The following is a 21,257-nucleotide window of genomic DNA, read 5'->3' as shown; positions in this document are numbered from 1 at the left end:
GTCTTCCGGGGCTTGACGCCCTGTCCGACGTTTCAAACTCTAGCCGATCTCCGCTCCGAAAAGCGAATCCGGCCGCAACCCGATAAAACGAGCACACCGAATAAGCACCAAGCCGTCACGCGAAAAAGCGAAACGACCGGCACGAACCGGAAGTGGTGTTTCAGGGGATTGGCCGCCCCGGGACCGTCCGCGCAGTGCGTGTCCGGTGCTCCCTGCCAGGCAGCTCGAAGAACTGTACGCGCTTCCGCACCCGGATGCAAACGTCGTGCAAAGACGGCCGGCCGGACCCCGGGGAGAGGGGTCCGGCCGGTGGAGCCGTGCGGATCAGCTGTTGGTGGGGAAGCCCAGGTTGATGCCGCCGTGCGACGGGTCCAGCCAGCGCTGGGTCACGGCCTTGCCCCGGGTGAAGAACTGGACGCCGTCCTGGCCGTACGCGTGGGCGTCGCCGAACAGGGAGGCCTTCCAGCCGCCGAAGGAGTAGTAGGCGACCGGGACCGGGATCGGCACGTTGATGCCGACCATGCCGACCTCCACCTCGAACTGGAAGCGCCGGGCCGCGCCGCCGTCGTTGGTGAAGAGGGCGGTGCCGTTGCCGTACGGGTTGGCGTTGATCAGCGCCAGGCCCTCCTCGTACGAGGCGACGCGCACGACCGAGAGGACCGGGCCGAAGATCTCGTCGTTGTAGACGGACATGCCGGGCTTCACGTGGTCGAACAGCGTGGGGCCGAGCCAGAAGCCGTCGGCCGTCGGGGAGCCGTTCCTGTCCTCGGCGGTGACCGGGTGCTTGCGGCCGTCCACGGCGAGCTCGGCGCCGTCGGCTACCCCGGACTCCACGTAGGAGGTGACCTTGTCCCGGTGCTGGCCGGTGACCAGCGGGCCCATCTCGGAGTCGCCGTTGCAGCCCGGGCCGACCTTCAGGGTGGCGATCCGCTGCTTGATCTTGTCGACCAGCTCGTCGCCGATCGGGTCGACCGCGACCAGCACGGACACCGCCATGCAGCGCTCGCCCGCCGCGCCGAAGCCGGCGTTGACGGCGGCGTCGGCGGCGAGGTCGAGGTCCGCGTCCGGCAGGACCAGCATGTGGTTCTTGGCGCCGCCCAGGGCCTGCACGCGCTTGCCGTAGCGGGTGCCGGTCTCGTAGACGTAGCGGGCGATCGGGGTGGAGCCGACGAAGCTGACGGACTTGACGTCCGGGTGCTCCAGCAGGCGGTCGACGGCCACCTTGTCGCCGTGCACGACGTTGAAGACGCCGTCCGGCAGGCCGGCCTCCTTCCACAGCTCGGCGAGGAAGTTGGCGGCGGACGGGTCCTTCTCCGAGGGCTTCACCACGACGGTGTTGCCGGCCGCGATGGCGATCGGGAAGAACCACATCGGCACCATGGCCGGGAAGTTGAACGGCGAGATGATCGCGACCGGGCCGAGCGGCTGGCGGATCGAGTAGACGTCGACGCCGGTCGAGGCCTGCTCGGTGAACCCGCCCTTGACCAGCTGCGGGATGCCGCAGGCGTACTCCACGACCTCCAGGCCGCGGGCGATCTCGCCCAGCGCGTCGGAGTGCACCTTGCCGTGCTCCGCCACGATGATCGAGGCCAGCTCGTCGCGGCGGGCGTTCAGCAGCTCGCGGAAGGCGAAGAGCACCGTCGTCCGCTTCGCGATCGAGGCGGTGCGCCATTCGGTGAAGGCCGCGGCGGCGGCGGCCACCGCCTGGTCGACCTCGGCGATCTCGGCGAAGTCGACCTGTCCGGCGACCTGGCCGGTGGCCGGGTCGAAGATCTCACCGCGACGGGGGGCCGCACCGGCGGTGGCGACCGGCTTGCCGCCGATCCAGTGAATGATGTGCTTGCTCAAGGTCCGTCTGCCTCCGAAGTCCCGGGCGGCGTCCTGCCACCGGTCCGGTCTGGCGCCGCCGCGGGTGGGCCGGGCGACGGAAATCACGGGGCTACCGCGCTCGTCTCCCAGTCTGGTGGGCGCTCCGGCCCGGCTCAACGAACAGGCTGACGGGGATCGTGGATTCAGCCTTACAGGTCGTCCGGTCGCTCGGCCGAACGAGTGGACGGCGGCGGGACCTCAGGACTCCCCGTCTTCCGGCTCCTCCAGGTACGGGTCGTGCAGCCCGTCCGCCGCCTCCTGGGTCTCCAGCAGGTCCAGCCGCAGGTCCTGCGCCCAGGCCAGCGCCCATCGCTTGAGCTCGTCCACCTCCCTGGCCGGGACGCCCCGGGCGCGGAACCGCCCGTCCGCCGCCTCGGCGAGCGTCTCCAGCCGTTCGGCGAGCGCCGTGGGCTGGAAGTCCGGGTCCAACTCCCCCGCCAACGCGAGCAGTTCACCCTCCCGGTAGCAGCGGGTGAGGGCGTGCACGTCGATCAGGTCGCGCGGCATGCCCCGGTCCACGAGCAGCACGGTGGTCAGCGCGGCCGCGTCCTCCAGGGCGACGACCGGCAGCACCAGCGGCGGCTCGTCCGGTCCGGGCGCACCGAAGTCGAGGCGGACCGGGCGGTGGCCCAGTGGTTCCTTGCGCAGCTCCACCGAGTGCGACCGTCCGCCGAGCGCCAGCCGGACGGTGAGCTGCTCCAGCCGCGGCGTGCCCGGCCGGTCGACGGCCCCACCGCCCGCCGCCCGGTACGCCTCACCCAGCGCGGCGGCCGCCTCCGGCAGGTCGGCGCCGCCGGTCGCCAGGGTCAGCCCGTCCTGCGGGCAGGCCGCGACACCGTGGGCGCGCAGCGCGTGCCCACCGGCCAGGGCGAGGCCGTACCGGTCGCAGACGGGTGCGGCCGCCGCGGCCAGGCGCAGCTGGGCGGCGCCCGGGCGGAGGGGCGCGTCGACGGCGTGCGGGGCGGTGGTCACGCCTCCAGTCTGACGCGGCCGCCCACTCCGCGCGCCGCCACCGGCTCGCGCCCCGGGGTTCCCCCACGCGCCGCCACCGTCGAGCGCCCAGGGATGCCCCCGGACGCCCCGCGGCTCACCAGCCGCCGAGCCTCGCCGCCGCCTCGTGCAGGGCGAGCTCCAGCAGCACCGGGTCGTTGAGCCTCCCGGAGCCGTCGGGCGGGACCAGCCAGCGCACGCCCGGGCTGCTGCGCTCGGGGTGCGGGACGACGATCCAGGTGCCCTCCCCAGCGCCGCGCACGCCGGTGCCGATCCAGTGGGCCGCGGTGCCGACGGGCACCAGGAAGCTGAGGTGTTCACCCCCGAAGTCGGTGAGGACCGGGCCGCGGGTACGCGGGTCCAGGACCTCCAGGGCCGGGCGGCCGAGCCGCCCGGGGACGGAGAGGACGTCCCAGCGCCGGCCGGCCGGCAGCAGCACCAGGCCGAGCCCGGTGCGCTCCCACTGCTCCCGGAAGGATTCCGGGTCCGGTGCCAGCTGGGCAAGCCAGTGCAGTCCGGTGGTCTCCAAGTCGTGTCCCCGCTTCTCGCCGTTCGTACTGTTCGGAGACGGCGGGAGCAACGAGACCCGCCGTCACCAGGGAGAGGCGGACGGCGGGTCCCGATTACACGACTGGGGGCACCCGACTGCGGGTGCGGGCGCTTCAGCTGTCGAAGCCCAGACCCATCCGGTCGAGGGTGCGCAGCCAGAGGTTGCGGTGGCCGCCGTTGCGGTCCGCCCGCTCCAGCGACCGGGTGGTGATCTCGATCCCGGCCCAGCGCACCGGCTCGGGCGGGAACGGCAGCGGCTTGCTGCGCACCATGTCCAGCGAGGTGCGCTCGGTGCGCTCGCCGGCGAGCAGGTCGAGCATCACCTCGGCGCCGAAGCGGGTCGCGCCGACGCCGAGTCCGGTGTAGCCGACCGCGTACGCGACCTTGCCCCGGTAGCCGGTGTCGAAGAACGCCGAGAACCGGCTGCAGGTGTCGATCGCGCCGCCCCAGGCGTTGGTGAAGCGCAGGCCCTCCAGCTGCGGGAAGCAGCGGAAGAAGTGGTTGGCCAGGGTGCGGAAGGTCTCCGGTCGCTGGTCGTACTCGTGCCGGACGTGGCCGCCGAAGTGGTAGACCGCGTCGTAGCCGCCCCAGAGGATCCGGTTGTCGGCGGAGAGCCGGAAGTAGTGGAACTTGTTGGCACTGTCGCCGAGGCCCTGCCGCCCGCGCCAGCCGATCGAGGCGAGTTGCTCGTCGCTGAGCGGCTCGGTCATCAGCGCGTAGTCGTACACCGGGACGACGTACGGGCGGACCCGCTTGAGCAGCGACGGGAAGACGTTGGTGCCGAGCGCGACCTTGCGGGCGAAGACCCGGCCGTACGGGGTGCGGACGGCCATGCCGCTGCCGTGCTCCCGCAGGTCGGTGGCCCGGGTGTGCTCGAAGATCCGCACGCCCTGGCCGAGGCAGGCGTCCTTGAGGCCCCAGGCGAGCTTGGCGGGGTGGACCATCGCCACGCCCTCCTTGTCCCAGAGCCCGCCGAGGAAGGTCGGCGAGTTCACCTCGGCGCGCACCTGGTCGGCGTCCAGGACGGTGATGTCGAGGCCGTACCGGGCGACCGCCTCGGCGACCTCGTGGAGCTCCTCGACCTGGTGGGGCTGGGTGGCGACGTCGATCTCGCCGGTGCGCTCCCACTCGGCGTCGATGCCGTAGCGCTTGAGGGTGGCCTCGATGCCGTCGAGGTTGGCGGCACCGAGGCGTTCCAGCTGGGCCAGTTCGGACGGCCAGCGGTCCAGGCCGTTGCCGAAGCCGTGGGTGAGGCTGGCCGCGCAGAATCCGCCGTTGCGCCCGGACGCGGCCCACCCGACCTCGTTGCCCTCGACCAGCACGACGTCCAGCGAGGGGTCGCGCTCCTTGGCGATGAGGACGGTCCACAGGCCGGAGTAGCCGCCACCGACGACCAGCAGGTCGCAGGTGGTGTCGCCGACCAGGGCGGGCAGCGCCGCCGGCCGGCCGGGATCCTCCAGCCAGAAGGGGGTGGGCCTGGCGTCACTGAGTGCGCGGGCGGAGTCCATGCATTATCAGCCACTTTCTACGGATAGGTGATGGTTGTACGTGCCACCGCTGTCGACCGTACGTCAGGCGGTGGCCTTCCGACGGTTGCCCAGCCACTGGCCGACGACGGTCAGCACGACGGCAGCGAGGAACATCCCGGTGCCGATGACGTTCACCTGCACCGGGATGCCGCGCTGCGAGGCGCCCCAGACGAACATCGGGAAGGTGACCGTGGTCGGCCCCGAGTTGAACTGGGTGATGATGAAGTCGTCGAAGGAGAGCGCGAAGCTGAGCAGCGCGCCCGCCGCGATGCCGGGCGCCGCCAGCGGCAGGGTGACCCTCAGGAAGGTCTGGGTGGGGGTCGCGTAGAGGTCCTGGGCGGCCTGTTCGAGCCTCGGGTCCATGCTCATCACGCGCGCCTTGACCGCCGTCACCACGAAGCTGAGGCAGAACATGATGTGCGCGATGAGGATGGTGGTGAAGCCGAACGGGATGCGCATGTTGAGGAAGAGCGTCCCGAGCGAGGCGGCCATGACCACCTCGGGCATGGCCATCGGCAGGAAGATCATCGCGGTGGTGGCCGAGCGGCCGCGGAAGCGGTAGCGGGCCAGCGCGAAGGCCACCATGGTGCCGAGCACGGTGGCGCCGATGGTGGCGAGCACCGCGATCTGCAGGCTGAGCGAGAGCGACTGGCACATGTCGGCGACGCCGCAGGGGTTGGTCCAGGCGTCGGTGGAGAACTCGTTCCACTCGTAGTTGAACTTGCCCACCGGCTTGTTGAACGAGAAGGCCAGCACGACCAGGTTGGGCAGCACCAGGTAGGCGAGGGCCAGCAGGCCGGCCAGCACCACCAGGTGGGCGCGGATCCACTTGAACATCCGGGACATCAGACCAGATCCTCCGTCCCGGCCTTGCGCATGTAGACCGTCACCATGCCCAGGATCAGGGCCATCAGGATGAAGCTCAGCGCGGCCGCCGTGGGGTAGTCGAGCACGTTCAGGAACTGCTTCTGGATGCCGTTGCCGACCATCTGCTCGCTCGGCGAGCCCAGCAGCTGGGCGTTGATGTAGTCGCCGGAGGCCGGGATGAAGGTCAGCAGGGTGCCCGCGACCACGCCCGGCAACGAGATCGGGAAGGTGACCTTGCGGAAGGTGGTGAACGGCCGGGCGTAGAGGTCGCCGGCCGCCTCGTGCAGTCGCGGGTCGATCCGCTCCAGCGAGGTGTACAGCGGAAGGATCATGAACGGCAGGAAGTTGTAGGTGAGGCCGCAGACCACCGCGAGCGGCGTGGCCAGCACCCGGTCGCCGTCGGTGAGGCCGAGCAGGTTGGTGACGTCCAGGACGTGCAGCGCGTTCAGCGCGCCGACCACCGGGCCGCCGTCGGACAGGATGGTCTTCCAGGCCAGGGTGCGGATCAGGAAGCTGGTGAAGAACGGCGCGATGACCAGGATCAGGATGACGTTGCGCCAGCGCTTGCTCGCCTTGAAGGCGATCGTGTACGCGAGCGGGTAGCCGACGACCAGGCAGAGCACGGTGGCGACGGCCGCGTAGGAGAACGAGCGCAGGAAGTGCCACTTGTACTCGACCAGGGCGTCCCAGTAGGTCGAGAAGTGCCAGGTGACCTTGAAGCCCTCTTCGAGCGAGCCGGTCTGCAGCGAGGTCGAGCCCTGGTAGAGCATCGGGACGGCGAAGAAGATCAACAGCCAGGCGATGCCGGGCAGCAGCAGCCAGTACGGGGTGAGCTTGCGCCTGGGCTTCGCCCCCGGTTCCGTGCGGGGGCCGCCGTCGGGGGGTATCGCCTGGGGCGGCGCGGCCGGGGCGGTGGCGGTCATGCGGCCTCCTCCGCGGTGCCCGCGTCGATCGCCTGCGCGGCGTCCAGGGCGAAGGAGTGGGCCGGGTTCCAGTGCAGTCGGACGGCGGCGCCGGGGACGATCCGGGCGTCGCGCTCCATGTTCTGCTCGAAGACGGTGACCTCCTGGCCGCCGTCGGTGCGCACCACGTACTGGGTGGAGACGCCGATGAAGCTGGAGTCGAGCACGGTGCCGGTCAGCCGGTTGCGGCCGTCGGCGACCTGCTCCGAGGCGTGGGTGATGGTGATCTTCTCCGGGCGCACGCCCAGGTGGACGCGCTTGGCGTCGGTGGCGCAGCGCGCCTTCGGCACCGTGAGGCGGGCGCCGGCCGCGCTGAGCAGCAGGTCTCCGCCGTCTGCGCCGGTGACCTCGGCGGGCAGCAGGTTGGACTGGCCGAGGAAGTTGGCCACGAAGGTGGTGGCGGGGTTCTCGTACAGCTCGGCGGGGGCGCCCAGCTGCTCGACCCGGCCGCCGTTCATCACCGCGATGGTGTCGGCCATGGTCATGGCCTCCTCCTGGTCGTGGGTGACGTGCACGAAGGTGATGCCGACCTCGGTCTGGATCCGCTTGAGCTCCAGCTGCATCTGGCGGCGGAGCTTGAGGTCGAGCGCGCCGAGCGGCTCGTCCAGGAGCAGCACCTGGGGGTGGTTGATCAGCGCGCGGGCGACCGCGACGCGCTGCTGCTGGCCGCCGGAGAGCTGGTGCGGCTTGCGCCGGGCGTACTGGCCGAGTTCGACCAGCTCCAGCATCTCGTCGACCTGCTTCTTGACGTCCTTCCGGCCGCGCCGGCGCAGGCCGAAGGCGACGTTCTCGAAGATGTCCAGGTGCGGGAAGAGCGCGTAGCTCTGGAAGACGGTGTTCACCGGCCGCTTGTACGGGGGCAGGGCGGTGACGTCCTGGCCGCCGATCAGGACGGTGCCGGTGGTGGGCTCCTCCAGGCCGGCGATCATGCGCAGGGTGGTGGTCTTGCCGCAGCCGGAGGCGCCGAGCAGGGCGAAGAAGGAGCCCTGCGGGACGGTCAGGTCGAGCGGGTGGACGGCGGTGAAGGAGCCGTAGGTCTTGCCGATGCCGGTGAGCCGGACGTCGCCGCCGGCGGCCGCGTCGCGCTGCTGGTCTGTCATGGGGTGGTGTCTTCCTGGGTTTCTCTGCCGGGAGTCGGGGGTCAGGCGCCGATGAGCTTGGAGAACTTCTGCTCGAAGTCGCTCTCCTCGCTCTCGGAGAGCGTGCGGAACACGTGGGCCTTGACCGCCATCTCGGGGGTGGGTACGACCAGCGGGTTGGCCGCGGTCTCCGGGGCGATGCCGGCGAGCTCGTCCTTCATCCCGGTGACGGCGGAGACGAAGCCGATGCCCGCGACCAGCTGCGCCGCGATCTTCGGCTGATAGTAGAAGTCGATCAGCTTTTCCGCGTTCGTCTTGTGCCGGGCCTTGGCCGGGACCAGCATGTTGTCGGTCGAGGCGATGTAGCCCTTCTCCGGGATGACGAACTCGATGTCCGGGTTGTCGGCCCGCAGTTGGATCAGGTCGCCGCCCCAGGCGATGCAGGCCGCGATGTCGCCGGCCGACAGCTCCTGGCCGTAGTCGTTGCCGGTGAACCGGCGGATCTGCTTGCTGTCGACGGCCTTCTGCAGCCGGGCGACCGCGCCGTCGTAGTCGTCGGCGGTGAACTTCGCGCTGTCCTTGCCCTGGTCCAGCAGGACCATCCCGATGCTGTCGCGCATCTCGGAGAGGAAGGTGACCCGGCCCTTGAGGTCGGGGTCGTCCAGCAACTGGGAGACGCTGGTGACCGGCTTCCCCTTGGTCGCCTTCCGGTTGTACGCGACGACGGTCTGGATGCCGGCCCACGGGTAGGAGTAGAGCCGACCCGGGTCCCAGTCGGGGGCGCGGAAGCGCGCGTCGATGTTGGTGATCGCGGTGGTGACGTTCGCCGGGTCGAGCTTCTGCGCCCAGCCCAGCCGGATCAGCCGGGCGGCCATCCAGTCGGTGAGCACCATCAGGTCGCGGCCGGTGTCCTGGCCGGAGGCGAGCTGCGGCTTGACCTTCCCGAAGAACTCGACGTTGTCGTTGACGTCCTCGTTGTACTTGACCCTGATGCCGGTGGCCTCGGTGAAGGCGTCCAGGGTGCCGTGCTTCTCCTTGTCCTTCTCGTCCGTGTCGATGTACAGCGGCCAGTTGGAGAAGTCGACCTCCTTCTGCGTCTCGGAGAGGTCCTTGGCGGCGTTCGCGGTCGAGTCGCCGGTCGCCCGCGGGGCCGCCGGGATGCCGCAGGCGGCCAGGGTGCCCGCTCCGGCGGTCAGCGCGGCGGCGCGCAGCAGGGTGCGGCGGCCGAGCGCGGCCCGGCCGCTGGTCAGGCTGCGTTCCCAGGCCCTTCGGACCGGTTCGGGCAGACCGTCGGTGAGCTCGTTGAACGCCATGGAACGGGCCTCCTGGGGGAGATGGGGTGTGGGGGCACCCGCTTGGGCCGGGGGTTATCTGTCTCCGAAGACGGTGCGGTGCCAGTCCTTGCGGGCCACCGCGGTGGTGTCGAACATGACGTGCTTGACCTGGGTGTACTCGTCCAGCGAGTACTGGGACATGTCCTTGCCGTAGCCGGACGCCTTGTAGCCGCCGTGCGGCATCTCGCTGATGATCGGGATGTGGTCGTTGACCCAGACGCAGCCGGCCGCGATCTCCCGGGTGGCGCGCAGCGAGCGGTGCACGTTGCTCGTCCAGGCGGAGGCGGCCAGGCCGTACGGGGTGTCGTTGGCCAGCCGCAGACCCTCGTCGTCGCCGTCGAAGGGCAGCACGACCAGCACCGGGCCGAAGATCTCGCCCTGCACGACCTCGCTGTCCTGGGCCGCGCCGGTGATCAGGGTGGGCAGGTGGTACGCGCCGCGGGTGAGGTCGGTGCCGTCGTGGCCCTTCTCCGCGGGCCGGCCGCCGGTGACCACGGTGGCGTACGAGCGGGCGCGCTCCACGAAGCCGGCCACCCGGTCCCGGTGGGCGTACGAGACCAGCGGGCCGAGGTCGGTGTGCGGGTTCAGCGGGTCGCCGACCCGGATCGCGGCGTACAGCTCGGCGACCCCGGCCACGAAGGCGTCGTACAGCGGGCGCTGGACGTAGGCGCGGGTGGCGGCGGTGCAGTCCTGGCCGCCGTTGATCAGCGAGGCGGCGACCGCTCCGTGCACGGCGGCGTCCAGGTCGGCGTCGTCGAAGACCACGAACGGGGCCTTGCCGCCGAGTTCCAGGTGGGTGCGCTTGACGCTCGCGGTGGCGATCTCGGCGACCCGCCTGCCGACGCCGGTGGAGCCGGTGAAGGAGACCATCGCGACGTCCGGGTGCCCGACCAGGTGCTCGCCGGCGGTGCGCCCGGCGCCGGTGACCACGTTGACCACGCCGTCCGGGATGCCCGCGGCGGTGCAGGCCCGGGCGAACATCAACGAGGTCAGCGGGGTCAGCTCGGCCGGCTTGAGCACGATGGTGTTGCCCGCGGCGATCGCCGGGAGGATCTTCCAGGCGGCCATCTGCAGCGGGTAGTTCCACGGCGAGATCGAGCCGACCACGCCGACCGCCTCGCGCCGCACGTACGAGGTGTGGTCGCCGGAGTACTCACCGGCCGCCTTGCCCTCCAGGTTGCGGGCGGCGCCGGCGAAGAAGGCGGCGTTGTCGATCGTGCCGGGCACGTCGAACTCGGTGGCCAGCTTGACCGGCTTGCCGGTCTGCGCCGTCTCCACCCGGGCCAGGTCGTCGGCCGCCCCCGCCAGGACGGCGGCCAGCCTGGTGAGCGCCTCGGACCGCGCGCCGGGGGTGGCCGAGGACCAGCCGGGCAGGGCGGCCTTCGCGGCGGCGACGGCGGTGTCCACGTCCTCGGTGGTGGCCAGCGCGACCTGCTCGACCACGCTGCCGTCGGCGGGGTTGACGACCTGGAAGGGTTCCCCGCTCCCCCGGGTCTGGCGGCCCGCAATGTACTGCGCGCCCGGGCCGAAGTCGGTCAGGTCCATCTGGTTCCTCCAAGTGCCGTGGTTCGACCGCTGCGGGGTCACGCGTCCGCGCTGGGGGTCTGCGGTCCCGCTGACCTTGCCTGCTGGGAGGTTGACGTGACAAGGGTCACTTCGACAACCTCGGCGCGAAGGGCCTTACAGGGTGCAAGGGTGCAGCCAGGGCGACAGGTCGTCTGGGGGATGGATGATTTACCTGACACCCTGATCACCCGGAGCCCCCGCTCCGGTCCCCACACGGCCTCCGGAGGCCCGCGATGCTCCCCACCGTCGCCCGAATCCTCGACCTGGACGTGATGCGGCGCGGCCTGCCCCAGGTGGTGGCCGGCGCCGACCACCTGGAACGGCCGGTCCGCTGGGTCCACGTCAGCGAGCTGCCCGACGTCGCCGGGATGCTCCGCGGTGGCGAGCTGGTGCTGACCACCGGCATCGCCCTGCCGGAGGACCGCGAGGGCCTGGCCCGCTACGTCCGCGAGCTGGACGAGGTCGGGGTGGCCGGCCTGGTCGTCGAGTTCGGGCGGCGCTACTTCGACTCGCTCCCCCGCGCCCTGGTCAACGCCGCCGAGCAGCGCGGGCTGCCGCTGGTCACGCTCCGCCGCGAACTGCGCTTCGTCGCCGTCACCGAGGCCGTGCACGCCCTGGTGGTCAACGCCCAGCTGGAGCAGCTGAGGGTCTCCGAGTCGGTCCACCAGGTCTTCAACGAGCTGGTGGTGGAGGGAGCCGAGCCGCCCGAGGTGATCCGCCAGGTGGCCCGGATGGCCGGCGCCCCGGTCGTCCTGGAGAACCTGGCCCACCAGGTGCTCGCCCACGACGCCGCCGGACGCCCCGAGGCCGAGGTGCTGGAGGACTGGGAGCGCCGCTCGCGCGGGGTGCGCCCGGCCGGGCGCACCGGCCACGACCCGCGCAGTGGCTGGCTGGTCACCACCGTCGGCGCCCGCGGCCAGGACTGGGGCCGCCTGGTGCTGGTGCAGGAGCCCGGCCCGCTGCCCGGGGGCGAGCCCCACCCCCACACCATGCTGCTGGAGCGCGGCGCCTCCGCGCTGGCGCTCAACCGGCTGGTGGTGCGCGACCGGGAGAGCCTGGAGCGGCAGACCCACCGCACCCTGCTGTCCGGCATCCTCACCCACGCGCTGACCGTCTCCGAGGCGGCCCTGCGCGCCCAGGCCCTCGGCGTCCCGCTGGAGGGCCGCCGGTTGGTCGGCGTGGTGCTGCGACAGCGGCGCGGGCCGATCCCGGCCGCGCTGGAGGCCCAGGCCCGGCTGCGCGACTTCACCGAGCTGGCCGCCGGCGCGGTCCGGGCCTGCCGGCTGACCGCGCTGGTCGGCGCGCTCGACGACGAGGCCGTGGGCCTGCTGATCGCCCTCGGCACCCAGCAGGACGAGCACGCCGCGCTGGACTCCCTCTCGGCCACGCTGCGCCGGATGTCGGCCGAGGCCGGACGGGAGGGCGGCGACCCGGCCGGCCCGGTGGTCGCGGTCGGCTCCTCGGTCGGCTCGGTGCGTGACGCCCGGCGCACCCTGCTGGAGGCCACCCAGGTCGCCGACGCCGCCCTGCACGACGCGCCCGGCGGCCGCAGCTCCTCCTACTACCGCCTGCCGGACGTCCGGCTGCGCGGCCTGCTCCACCTGCTGCGCGACGACGCCCGGCTGCAGACGTACGTGGAACGGGAGTTGGGCCCGCTGCTGGCCCACGACGCGGAGCACAACGGCCAGTTGGTGCAGATGCTGCGGATCTACCTGGAGCAGGGCCGGAACAAGTCCGCCGCGGCGGACGCCGCGCACCTGTCCCGGCCGTCCTTCTACGACCGGCTGCACAAGGTCGAGCGGATCCTCGGCGTGGACCTCGACCAGGTGGAGTCCTGCCTCTCCCTGCACGTGGCCCTGCTCGCGCTGGACGCGGTGCGCCGGTAGGACGGATCACACCCCGGTGATGCGGCCCCAGACCTTGTGCAGCTCGGGCCGCTCGGCCGAGGTGACGTCGCGCATGGTGTGCAGCCGGGCGCGCATCTCCTCGGTCGGGAAGACCAGCGGGTTCTCGGCGAGTTCGGCCTTCTCCTTGTCGCCGCTGTCCGCCAGCACCTCGCGGGCGGCCGGCACCGGGCAGATGTACTGGACGAACGCGGCGAGTTCGGCCGCCACCTCGGGCTGGTAGTAGTAGTCGATCAGCAGCTCGGCGTTGCGCTTGTGGGCGGCCCGGTTGGGGATCATCAGGCTCTCCGCCCACAGCTCGCCGCCCTCCTCCGGCACCACGAACTCGATGTCCGGGTTCTCGGCGGTGAGCTGGACGGCGTCGCCCGAGTACGCCTGGCAGGCGAGCGCCGCGCCGGAGGCGAGGTCGCTGGTGTAGTCGTTGCCGGTGAAGCGCCGGACGTGGCCGCTGTCGACCGCCTTCTGCACCAGGTCCATCGCCCTGCGCGCGTCGTCGTCGCTGAACTTCGCGATGTCCGCGCCCTGGGAGAGCATCAGCAGCCCGAGCGCCTCGTCCAGCCCGGCGAACAGCGTGACCCGGCCCTTGAGGTCGGGCGCCCACAGGTCGGCGGTGGACCTGATCTCGCGGCCGAGCGCCTTGCGGTTGTAGGCGATGCCGGTGATCCCGGACTGCCACGGCACGCTGCGCCTGCGCCCGGGGTCGAAGGCCGGGTCGGCGAGCTGCGGGTCCAGGTTGGCCGTGACGTTGGGCAGGTTGCCCCGGTCCATGGCCTGCACCCAGCCCAGCGAGACGTACCGTCCGGCCATCCAGTCGCTGATCACCATCAGGTCCCGGCCGGGGGCGGCGCCCTGGGTGAGCACCGGGCTGATCTTGCCGAAGAACTCGTCGTTGTCGTTGATGTCCTCGGTGTAGGTGACCTCGATCCCGGACTTCTCACTGAACGCGTCCAGGGTCGGGCGGCCGCCCGCGTCGTCGGTGTCGATGTACTGCGTCCAGTTGGAGAAGGCGAGCCGCTTGTCGCTCTCCGAGCGGTCGGGGGCCGAGCGGCGGTCCTCGGCCACGTACGCGGACGGGATGCCGCAGCCGGTCAGCGTGCCGGCGCCGAGCAGCGCGGCGCCGCCGAGCACGGAACGCCGGCGGACGGCACGGGAGTCGACGGGACGGCGGGTCAGGGTGGTGCGGCTGGGCATGAGCGGCCTTCCGGAGCGTGGGACGGCCCCGGGCACGCGCGTGCTCGGGGCCGTCCTGGTAGGTACGTCTGGTACGTCTGGGTACGTCAGACAGTGTGCGCGTCGGTGAGCGACAGCACCTCGTCCAGGACCGCGAGGCCGGTCTTGGCCTCCTCCTCGGTGACGGTGCACGGCGGGACGACGTGGAAGCGGTTCATGTTGACGAACGGCCAGAGCCCGCGCTGCTTGCAGGCGGCGGCCAGCTCGGCCATCGGCGCGTTGTCGGCGCCGGCCGCGTTGTAGGGCACCAGCGGCTCACGGGTCTCCCGGTCCTTCACCAGGTCGAGCGCCCAGAACACGCCGAGGCCGCGGACCTCGCCGACCGACGGGTGCCGCTCGGCCAGCTCGCGCAGGCCGGGGCCGAGGACCGTCTCGCCGATGTGCCTGGCGTTCTCGACGATGCCCTCCTCCGCCATGGTGGTGATGGTCGCCACCGCGGAGGCGCAGGCCAGCGGGTGGCCGGAGTAGGTGAGCCCGCCGGGGAAGGCCCGCTCGGCGAAGGTGGCCGCGATCTCGGCGCTGATCGCCACGCCGCCCAGCGGCACGTAGCCCGAGTTGACACCCTTGGCGAAGGTGAGCAGGTCCGGGGTGACGCCCCAGTGGTCGGCGGCGAACCACTCGCCGGTGCGGCCGAAGCCGGCCATCACCTCGTCCAGGATGAACACGATCCCGTAGCGGTCGCAGATCTCCCGCACCCCGGCCAGGTAACCCGCCGGCGGGACCAGGATGCCCGCGGTGCCGACCACCGTCTCCAGGATGACCGCCGCGACGGTGCCGGGCCCCTCGAACGCGATCACCTGCTCCAGGTGCTCCAGCGCGCGCTCGCACTCCTGCACCTCGTTCTCGGCGTGGAAGTTGGAGCGGTAGGGGTACGGCCCCCAGAAGTGCACCACCCCGGAGACGCCGCTCTCGTTGGGCCAGCGCCGCGGGTCGCCGGTCAGGGCGATCGCGTTGGCGGTGGCGCCGTGGTACGAGCGGTAGGTGGACAGCACCTTCTGCCGGCCGGTGTGCAGCCGGGCCAGCCGGATGGCGTTCTCGTTGGCCTCGGCACCGCCGTTGGTGAAGAAGATCTTGTCCAGGTCGCCGGGGGTGCGCTCGGCGATCAGCCGGGCGGCCTCGCTGCGCGACTCGACCGCGAAGCCGGGGGCGATGGTGCAGAGCTTCGCCGCCTGCTCCTGGATCGCGGCGACCACCTTGGGGTGCTGGTGGCCGATGTTGGTGTTGACCAGCTGCGAGGAGAAGTCGAGGTAGCGGTTGCCGTCGTAGTCCCAGAAGTACGAGCCCTCGGCGCCGGCCACCGCGAGGGGGTCGATCAGCGCCTGGGCGGACCACGAGTGGAAGACGTGCGCGCGGTCGGCGGCCTTGACGGCCTGGCCGGCGGCTGAGTCAGCGGTGGGGATGCTCATGCCGGTAAGGCTAGGGCGGCCCGTCCCCGAAGGGCAGTTCCATCGTGTCAGCCGGTCGCGCCAACCGTCGACAGGATGCAAAGGCGGTGGGCCCGGGTCGAGATGACCCGGGCCCACCGTCACATCAGCTGACCTTTCGGAGCGATCAGATCGCGGTCATGACGTGCTTCACGCGGGTGTAGTCCTCGAAGCCGTACGCCGACAGGTCCTTGCCGTAGCCGGACTTCTTGAAGCCACCGTGCGGCATCTCGGCGACCAGCGGGATGTGGGTGTTGATCCAGACGCAGCCGAAGTCCAGGCGGCGCGACATCCGCATGGCGCGGGCGTGGTCCTTGGTCCACACCGAGGAGGCCAGCGCGTACTCGACGCCGTTGGCGTACGCGACGGCCTGGTCCTCGTCGGTGAACTTCTGCACGGTGATGACCGGGCCGAAGACCTCGTTCTGGATGATCTCGTCGTCCTGGTTCAGACCGGAGACGACGGTCGGGGCGTAGAAGTAGCCCTGGTCACCGACCCGGTGGCCACCGGCCTCGACCTTGGCGTGGGCGGGCAGCCGCTCGATGAAGCCGGAGACCTGCTTCAGCTGGTTGGCGTTGTTCAGCGGGCCGTACAGCACGTCCTCGTCGTCCACGCCGCCGGTCTTGGTCTCGGCCGCGGCCTTGGCCAGCGCCTCGACGAAGGCGTCGTGGATCGACTCGTGCACCAGCACGCGGGTGGCGGCGGTGCAGTCCTGGCCGGCGTTGAAGTAGCCCGCCACCGAGATGCCCTCGACGGCCTCGGCGATGTCGGCGTCCTCGAAGACCACGACCGGGGCCTTGCCGCCCAGCTCCAGGTGGACGCGCTTGACGTCCTTGGAGGCGGACTCGGCGACCGAGATGCCGGCGCGCACCGAACCGGTGATGGAGGCCATCGCCGGGGTCCTGTGCTCGACCATCAGCTTGCCGGTCTCGCGGTCACCGCAGATGACGTTGAAGACGCCGGCCGGCAGCTCCAGCTCCTTGAGCACGCCGCCGATGATCTCGGCGAGCAGCACGGTGGAGGCCGGGGTGGTGTCGGAGGGCTTCAGCACGACGGTGTTGCCCGCGGCGATGGCCGGGGCGAACTTCCAGACGGCCATCATCATCGGGTAGTTCCACGGCGCGACCTGGGCACAGACGCCGACCGGCTCGCGGCGGATGATCGAGGTCATCCCGTCCATGTACTCGCCCGCGGCCTTGCCCTCCAGCATGCGGGCGGCACCGGCGAAGAACCGGATCTGGTCCACCATCGGGCCGATCTCCTCGGAGAGGGTCAGCGCGCGGGGCTTGCCGGTGTTGCGCACCTCGGTGTCGACGATCTCGTCGGCCCGGGCCTCGACCGCGTCGGCGATCTTCAGCAGCAGCTTCTGCCGGGTGCTCGGGGTGGCGTCGCGCCAGATCGGGAAGGCGGCGTCGGCGGAGGCCATGGCCGCGTCGACGTCGGCGGCACCGGACAGCGGCGACGTCGCGTACACCTCGCCGGTGGTCGGGTCGACGATGTCGAGCGTGCGGCCGTCGGCCGCGTCGACGAACTCACCGTTGATGTAGTTGCGCAGCGTGCGAAGGTCGCTCACGGATCTCTCCTCGGTCTGGGCCTGCGGCGTTGCAGATTCCGGCGCAATGGTACGTCGGCGGATCCGGCGTACGAAGGGTCCCGAGTGGCCGTGCCAGGAGCGGCGCGGTCCACTGGGTGGCGGTACGTGCGCCGGCCCTCGGGTCGCGCGCGTACCGTGCCAGCGTAGCCGCACGACTGCCGGTATCGACAGACCGAGTGCGCTTCAGCGATGAAATCCGCACACGTTTTCCAAGATCACGACGAAATCAGCAGCTTCCACGCTTGCGAACACGCGGGCGATCAGGCACAGTGGCCGCGTGGCCAACCGCGACCGGAACGCCAGCGTTCCCCTCGACGCCGCCTCCAAGGCGATCATCGAGCAGCTCCAGGAGGACGGGCGCCGCCCGTACGCCGCCATCGGCAAGGCCGTCGGCCTGTCCGAGGCTGCTGTGCGGCAGCGCGTCCAGAAGCTGCTCGACCAGGGCGTGATGCAGATCGTCGCCGTCACGGACCCGCTCACCGTCGGCTTCACCCGCCAGGCGATGGTCGGCATCCGGGTCGAGGGTGACATCGAGCCCGTCGCCGACGCGTTGGCCGCCCTCGACGAGGTCGACTACGTCGTCTGCACCGCAGGCTCGTTCGACCTCCTGGCCGAACTGGTCTGCGAGGACGACGAGCACCTGCTCGAACTGATCAACAAGCGCATCCGCGCCCTTCCCGGCGTGCGGAGCACCGAGAGCTTCGTTTACCTGAAGCTCCGGAAACAGACCTACACCTGGGGCACCCGATGACAGCCGACCCGGCGCAGAAGGACCTTTCCAAGACCGCCTACGACCACCTGTGGATGCACTTCACCCGCATGTCGTCGTACGAGAACTCCCCCGTGCCGACGATCGTCAAGGGCGAGGGCACCTACGTCTGGGACGACAAGGGACGCAAGTACCTCGACGGCCTCGCCGGCCTGTTCGTCGTCCAGGCCGGCCACGGCCGTGAGGAGCTCGCCGAGGCCGCCGCCAAGCAGGCCAAGGAGCTCGCCTTCTTCCCGGTGTGGAGCTACGCCCACCCGAAGGCCGTCGAGCTGGCCGAGCGCCTGGCCAACTACGCCCCGGGCGACCTGAACAAGGTCTTCTTCTCCACCGGTGGCGGCGAGGCCGTCGAGACCGCCTGGAAGCTCGCCAAGCAGTACTTCAAGCTGACCGGCAAGCCGACCAAGTACAAGGTCATCTCGCGCGCCGTCGCCTACCACGGCACCCCGCAGGGCGCCCTGTCCATCACCGGCCTGCCGGGCCTGAAGGCCCCGTTCGAGCCGCTGGTGCCGGGCACCCACAAGGCCCCGAACACCAACATCTACCGCGCCCCGGCCTTCCTCGAGGGCCCCGACGGCACGGTCGACCCCGAGGCCTACGGCCGCTGGTGCGCCGACGAGATCGAGGTGGCCATCCTCAACGAGGGCGCCGAGACCGTCGCCGCCGTCTTCGTCGAGCCGGTGCAGAACGCCGGTGGCTGCTTCCCGCCGCCGCCCGGGTACTTCCAGCGCCTGCGCGAGATCTGCGACCGCCACGACGTGCTGCTGGTCTCGGACGAGGTCATCTGCGCCTTCGGCCGCCTGGGCACCATGTTCGGCGCCGACAAGTTTGGCTACCAGCCCGACATGATCACCTGCGCCAAGGGCATGACCTCGGGCTACTCCCCGATCGGCGCCACGATCATCTCGGACCGCCTCGCCGAGCCGTTCTACAAGGGCGACAACACCTTCCTGCATGGCTACACCTTCGGCGGCCACCCGGTCTCCTCCGCGGTGGCGCTGGCCAACCTCGACATCTTCGAGCGCGAGGGCCTGAACCAGCACGTGCTCGACAACGAGGCCGCGTTCCTGGGCACCCTGAACAAGCTGCGCGACCTGCCGATCGTCGGCGACGTCCGCGGCAACGGGTACTTCTACGGCATCGAGCTCGTGAAGGACAAGGTCACCAAGGAGTCGTTCAACGACGAAGAGGTCGAGCGCGTCCTCTACGGCTTCCTGTCGAAGGCCCTCTTCGACAACGGCCTGTACTGCCGCGCCGACGACCGTGGCGACCCGGTCATCCAGCTGGCCCCGCCGCTGATCTCCGACCAGTCGACCTTCGACGAGATCGAGCAGATCCTGCGGACCAGCCTCACCGACGCGTGGGCGAAGATCTGATCACCTGAGCCTTCTTCCCCACCCTCCGCCGAAGGGCGGCCCCGCTCCCCGCGAGGCCGCCCTTCGGCGTCTCCCCCGCCGGTGCAACATCACAGTCGTACGACCAAACATGCCTGAATGCGGGTGATATGCCCGTGATGGACCAGTGCGCCGCAACCGCGACACGCCCCGGTCGTTCTAATCTGACGACTGTCATATCCCTGCGGCCACCCAGGATGGATCCTCATGTCAGCGGCACCGCCTGACAACGACGTGCTGTGGGCCCGAGGGATCGTCAAGTCCCATGACGGCACCCCCGCCCTGCGCGGCATCTCGATCGGCGTCCGCGAGGGCGAGGTGCTCGCCGTCACCGGCCCGCGCGGCTCCGGCAAGAGCACCCTGCTCGGCTGCCTCTCCGCCCAACTCCCGGTCGACGAGGGCGAGGTCTGGTTCAACAGCGCCCCCGTGCACACCCTCCAGCGGGCCGGCCGCGAACGGCTGCGCCGCGACCGCTTCGGCTTCGTCGGCTCCGAGCCCCACCTGGTGCCCGAACTGACCGCCCGGGAGAACGTCGCCCTGCCGCTGCTGCTCGCCGGGGCCGGCAACAAGGCCGCCTACACCGCCGCCGACGAGTGGCTGGAGCGCCTCGACGTCGGCGACTGCGCCCGGCTGCGCCCCGAGCGGCTGATCCAGAGCCGCCGCCAACGGGTCGCCGTCGCCCGCGCCCTGGCCCCGCTGCCACCCGTCGTCTTCGCCGACGACCCGACCGCCCCGCTGCACCGCGAGGCCGCCGAGCAGGTCATGCGGATACTGACCAGCGCGGCCAGGTCCCACCAGCTCACCCTCGTCCTGGCCACCCACGACCCCGAGCTCGTCCGGTTCGCGGACCGCGCCGTCGCCCTGGTCGACGGACGGCTCACCGCCCCCGTCGCCCCCGTCCCCCGTGGCTCCGCCGCCCCCGGAGCCGCCGGAGCGCCCGCCGTCACGGCCACCCGCCGCTGACGACGCCGAGCCGCTGAAACCGAGCTGCCGAAGCCGAGCCGCTGAAAGAGTCGACGTGTTCTATCTCCGTCTGGCCCGGGGCTACCGGGTGCCCGACCTCGGCCGCTGGCTGCTCACCGCCCTGGCCGCCGCCGTGGTCGCCGCCTTCCTGCTGCGCTCCCTCGGCCGGGCGATGAGCGACCCGATCGACGGCGGCGACCCGCTGGCCCGGCTGCTGTGGTGCCTGCCCCCGCTCGCCGCCGTCGCCTGGTTCGCGGCCGTCGCCGCCCGCGCGGTGCCCGCCCGACGGCCCGAGCGGATCGCCGGCCTCACCGCCGCCGGGGCCGGCTCCCGCCGGATCCGGACGCTGATCGCCGGCGAGGTCGCGCTCGCCTGCACCCTCGGCAGCGTGCTCACCCTGCTGCTCTTCCTGGTGCTGCGCAACGACATCGCCGGCCCCGGGCTCGCCCTCGACCTCGGCATGGGCGTGCCGCTGCCGGCCGCCGCGCCGGTCGTCCTGCTCGCCCTGGTCCCGCTCACCGCCGGCACCGCCGCCGCCCTCGCGGTGCCCGTCACCGAGACCCTGCCCGGCGGCCGCACCCAGGCCCCGACCGGCTTCGGCGTCTGGCGGATCGCCCTGGCGACCGGGCTGGGCGTGATCGGCGCCGCGCTCGAACTCATCGCCCTGCGGCCCGGCGCCGCCGTCGACGGCCGCCCGATCCACCTGCCCGCCGGACTCGGCACCACCAGCACCGCCGCCCTCGGCGGCTGGGCGGCCAGCGCGCTCGGCCTCGCCCTGCTCACCGGTCCGCTGCTGGCCTGGACCGGGCGGCTGCTCGCGGTCGGACGGCCCACCCCGCTGCGGCTGCTGGCCGGGCGCGGCCTCACCGCCCAGGCCCGCCGGCTCGGTGCGCCGCTGGCCGTGCTCACCCTCGCCGTGGCGCTGGTGCTCACCACCATCCGCTACTGGATCGGCACGCCGGACAGCGCCGACGCGCTGCCCGCGGTCGAGGCCTGCCTGGTGCTCGGCTGCGCGGCCGCCGCGGTGGTCACCCGGCTCGCCGAGGTCCGCGCCGACCGCCGGGAGGTCACCGACGCGCTGCTGCGCCTCGGCACCTCGCCCCGGCTGCTGTTCGGCGCGGTCGCGCTGCGCACCCTCGCGGTGGGCAGCACCCTGCTGCTGACCGGCGGGGCGACCGCCGCGCTGGCGGCCGCCGGGCTCCGGTAGGGGCCCGCGCCGGTCGTTCCCGCGGAGCGG

The 21,257-nt window shown here is 71.7% G+C and carries 17 protein-coding genes; 5 read left to right on the top strand and 12 right to left on the bottom strand.

The window, feature by feature from the left end; genetic code table 11:
* Positions 1-324: 324 nt before the first annotated feature.
* From ACWDBB_RS22750 to ACWDBB_RS22710, 9 genes are all read right to left on the bottom strand, one after another.
* Positions 325-1,848 carry a CoA-acylating methylmalonate-semialdehyde dehydrogenase gene (locus tag ACWDBB_RS22750; RefSeq protein ID WP_449791342.1) on the bottom strand — a complete coding sequence of 508 codons (1,524 nt, stop codon included), beginning with the start codon at positions 1,846-1,848 and terminating at the stop codon, positions 325-327.
* Between the two features lie 219 nt (positions 1,849-2,067).
* Positions 2,068-2,841, bottom strand: coding sequence for a nucleotidyl transferase AbiEii/AbiGii toxin family protein (locus tag ACWDBB_RS22745; protein WP_449791341.1), 774 nt, complete (start codon positions 2,839-2,841; stop codon positions 2,068-2,070).
* Positions 2,842-2,956: 115 nt separating this feature from the next.
* Positions 2,957-3,388 (bottom strand): hypothetical protein, encoded by a 432-nt coding sequence (locus ACWDBB_RS22740; protein ID WP_449791340.1) that lies wholly within the window; start codon positions 3,386-3,388, stop codon positions 2,957-2,959.
* Between the two features lie 133 nt (positions 3,389-3,521).
* A complete protein-coding gene (locus ACWDBB_RS22735; RefSeq protein WP_449791339.1) occupies positions 3,522-4,916 on the bottom strand; it encodes an NAD(P)/FAD-dependent oxidoreductase in 1,395 nt (464 codons plus the stop codon).
* Positions 4,917-4,979: 63 nt separating this feature from the next.
* Positions 4,980-5,783, bottom strand: coding sequence for an ABC transporter permease (locus ACWDBB_RS22730; RefSeq protein ID WP_449791338.1), 804 nt, complete (start codon positions 5,781-5,783; stop codon positions 4,980-4,982).
* The gene (locus ACWDBB_RS22725) at positions 5,783-6,727 is read right to left on the bottom strand and encodes an ABC transporter permease (protein ID WP_449791337.1); all 945 of its coding nucleotides are present in this window, start codon (positions 6,725-6,727) and stop codon (positions 5,783-5,785) included. Before ACWDBB_RS22725 ends, ACWDBB_RS22730 begins: the two co-directional genes overlap by 1 nt.
* Positions 6,724-7,866 carry an ABC transporter ATP-binding protein gene (locus ACWDBB_RS22720; RefSeq protein ID WP_449791336.1) on the bottom strand — a complete coding sequence of 381 codons (1,143 nt, stop codon included), beginning with the start codon at positions 7,864-7,866 and terminating at the stop codon, positions 6,724-6,726. The genes ACWDBB_RS22725 and ACWDBB_RS22720 overlap by 4 nt, the downstream gene beginning before the upstream one ends.
* Before the next feature lie 41 nt (positions 7,867-7,907).
* Entirely contained in the window at positions 7,908-9,158 is a 1,251-nt protein-coding gene (locus ACWDBB_RS22715) for a polyamine ABC transporter substrate-binding protein (protein ID WP_449791335.1), read from the bottom strand.
* 54 nt (positions 9,159-9,212) lie between these two features.
* Complete coding sequence (locus tag ACWDBB_RS22710) at positions 9,213-10,724, bottom strand: gamma-aminobutyraldehyde dehydrogenase (RefSeq protein ID WP_449791334.1); 1,512 nt, start codon at positions 10,722-10,724, stop codon at positions 9,213-9,215.
* A gap of 254 nt (positions 10,725-10,978) precedes the next feature.
* Here ACWDBB_RS22710 and ACWDBB_RS22705 point away from each other — a divergent pair, with 254 nt between their 5' ends.
* Positions 10,979-12,631 carry a PucR family transcriptional regulator gene (locus ACWDBB_RS22705; protein WP_449791333.1) on the top strand — a complete coding sequence of 551 codons (1,653 nt, stop codon included), beginning with the start codon at positions 10,979-10,981 and terminating at the stop codon, positions 12,629-12,631.
* A gap of 6 nt (positions 12,632-12,637) precedes the next feature.
* Here ACWDBB_RS22705 and ACWDBB_RS22700 read toward each other — a convergent pair whose 3' ends face one another.
* The 3 genes from ACWDBB_RS22700 to ACWDBB_RS22690 all read right to left on the bottom strand — a co-directional run bounded on the left by ACWDBB_RS22700 (position 12,638) and on the right by ACWDBB_RS22690 (position 16,876).
* A complete protein-coding gene (locus ACWDBB_RS22700) occupies positions 12,638-13,840 on the bottom strand; it encodes a polyamine ABC transporter substrate-binding protein (RefSeq protein WP_449791332.1) in 1,203 nt (400 codons plus the stop codon).
* A gap of 86 nt (positions 13,841-13,926) precedes the next feature.
* Positions 13,927-15,285, bottom strand: a complete 1,359-nt coding sequence (locus ACWDBB_RS22695; protein WP_449791331.1) for an aminotransferase class III-fold pyridoxal phosphate-dependent enzyme — start codon at positions 15,283-15,285, stop codon at positions 13,927-13,929.
* A gap of 145 nt (positions 15,286-15,430) precedes the next feature.
* Entirely contained in the window at positions 15,431-16,876 is a 1,446-nt protein-coding gene (locus ACWDBB_RS22690) for a gamma-aminobutyraldehyde dehydrogenase (protein ID WP_449791330.1), read from the bottom strand.
* 298 nt (positions 16,877-17,174) lie between these two features.
* On the opposite strand from ACWDBB_RS22690, the gene ACWDBB_RS22685 reads away from it, so the two are divergent.
* From ACWDBB_RS22685 to ACWDBB_RS22670, 4 genes are all read left to right on the top strand, one after another.
* Positions 17,175-17,648 (top strand): Lrp/AsnC family transcriptional regulator, encoded by a 474-nt coding sequence (locus tag ACWDBB_RS22685; protein WP_030243538.1) that lies wholly within the window; start codon positions 17,175-17,177, stop codon positions 17,646-17,648.
* A complete protein-coding gene (locus tag ACWDBB_RS22680) occupies positions 17,645-19,039 on the top strand; it encodes an aspartate aminotransferase family protein (protein WP_449791329.1) in 1,395 nt (464 codons plus the stop codon). The genes ACWDBB_RS22685 and ACWDBB_RS22680 overlap by 4 nt, the downstream gene beginning before the upstream one ends.
* Positions 19,040-19,264: 225 nt before the next feature.
* Positions 19,265-20,020, top strand: a complete 756-nt coding sequence (locus ACWDBB_RS22675) for an ABC transporter ATP-binding protein (protein WP_449791328.1) — start codon at positions 19,265-19,267, stop codon at positions 20,018-20,020.
* Between the two features lie 55 nt (positions 20,021-20,075).
* Positions 20,076-21,227, top strand: coding sequence for a hypothetical protein (locus ACWDBB_RS22670; protein WP_449791327.1), 1,152 nt, complete (start codon positions 20,076-20,078; stop codon positions 21,225-21,227).
* The last annotated feature ends 30 nt before the right edge of the window (positions 21,228-21,257 follow it).

Source organism: Kitasatospora sp. NPDC001095 (assembly GCF_053598615.1).
This window is presented reverse-complemented; position numbering and strand designations above follow the sequence as displayed.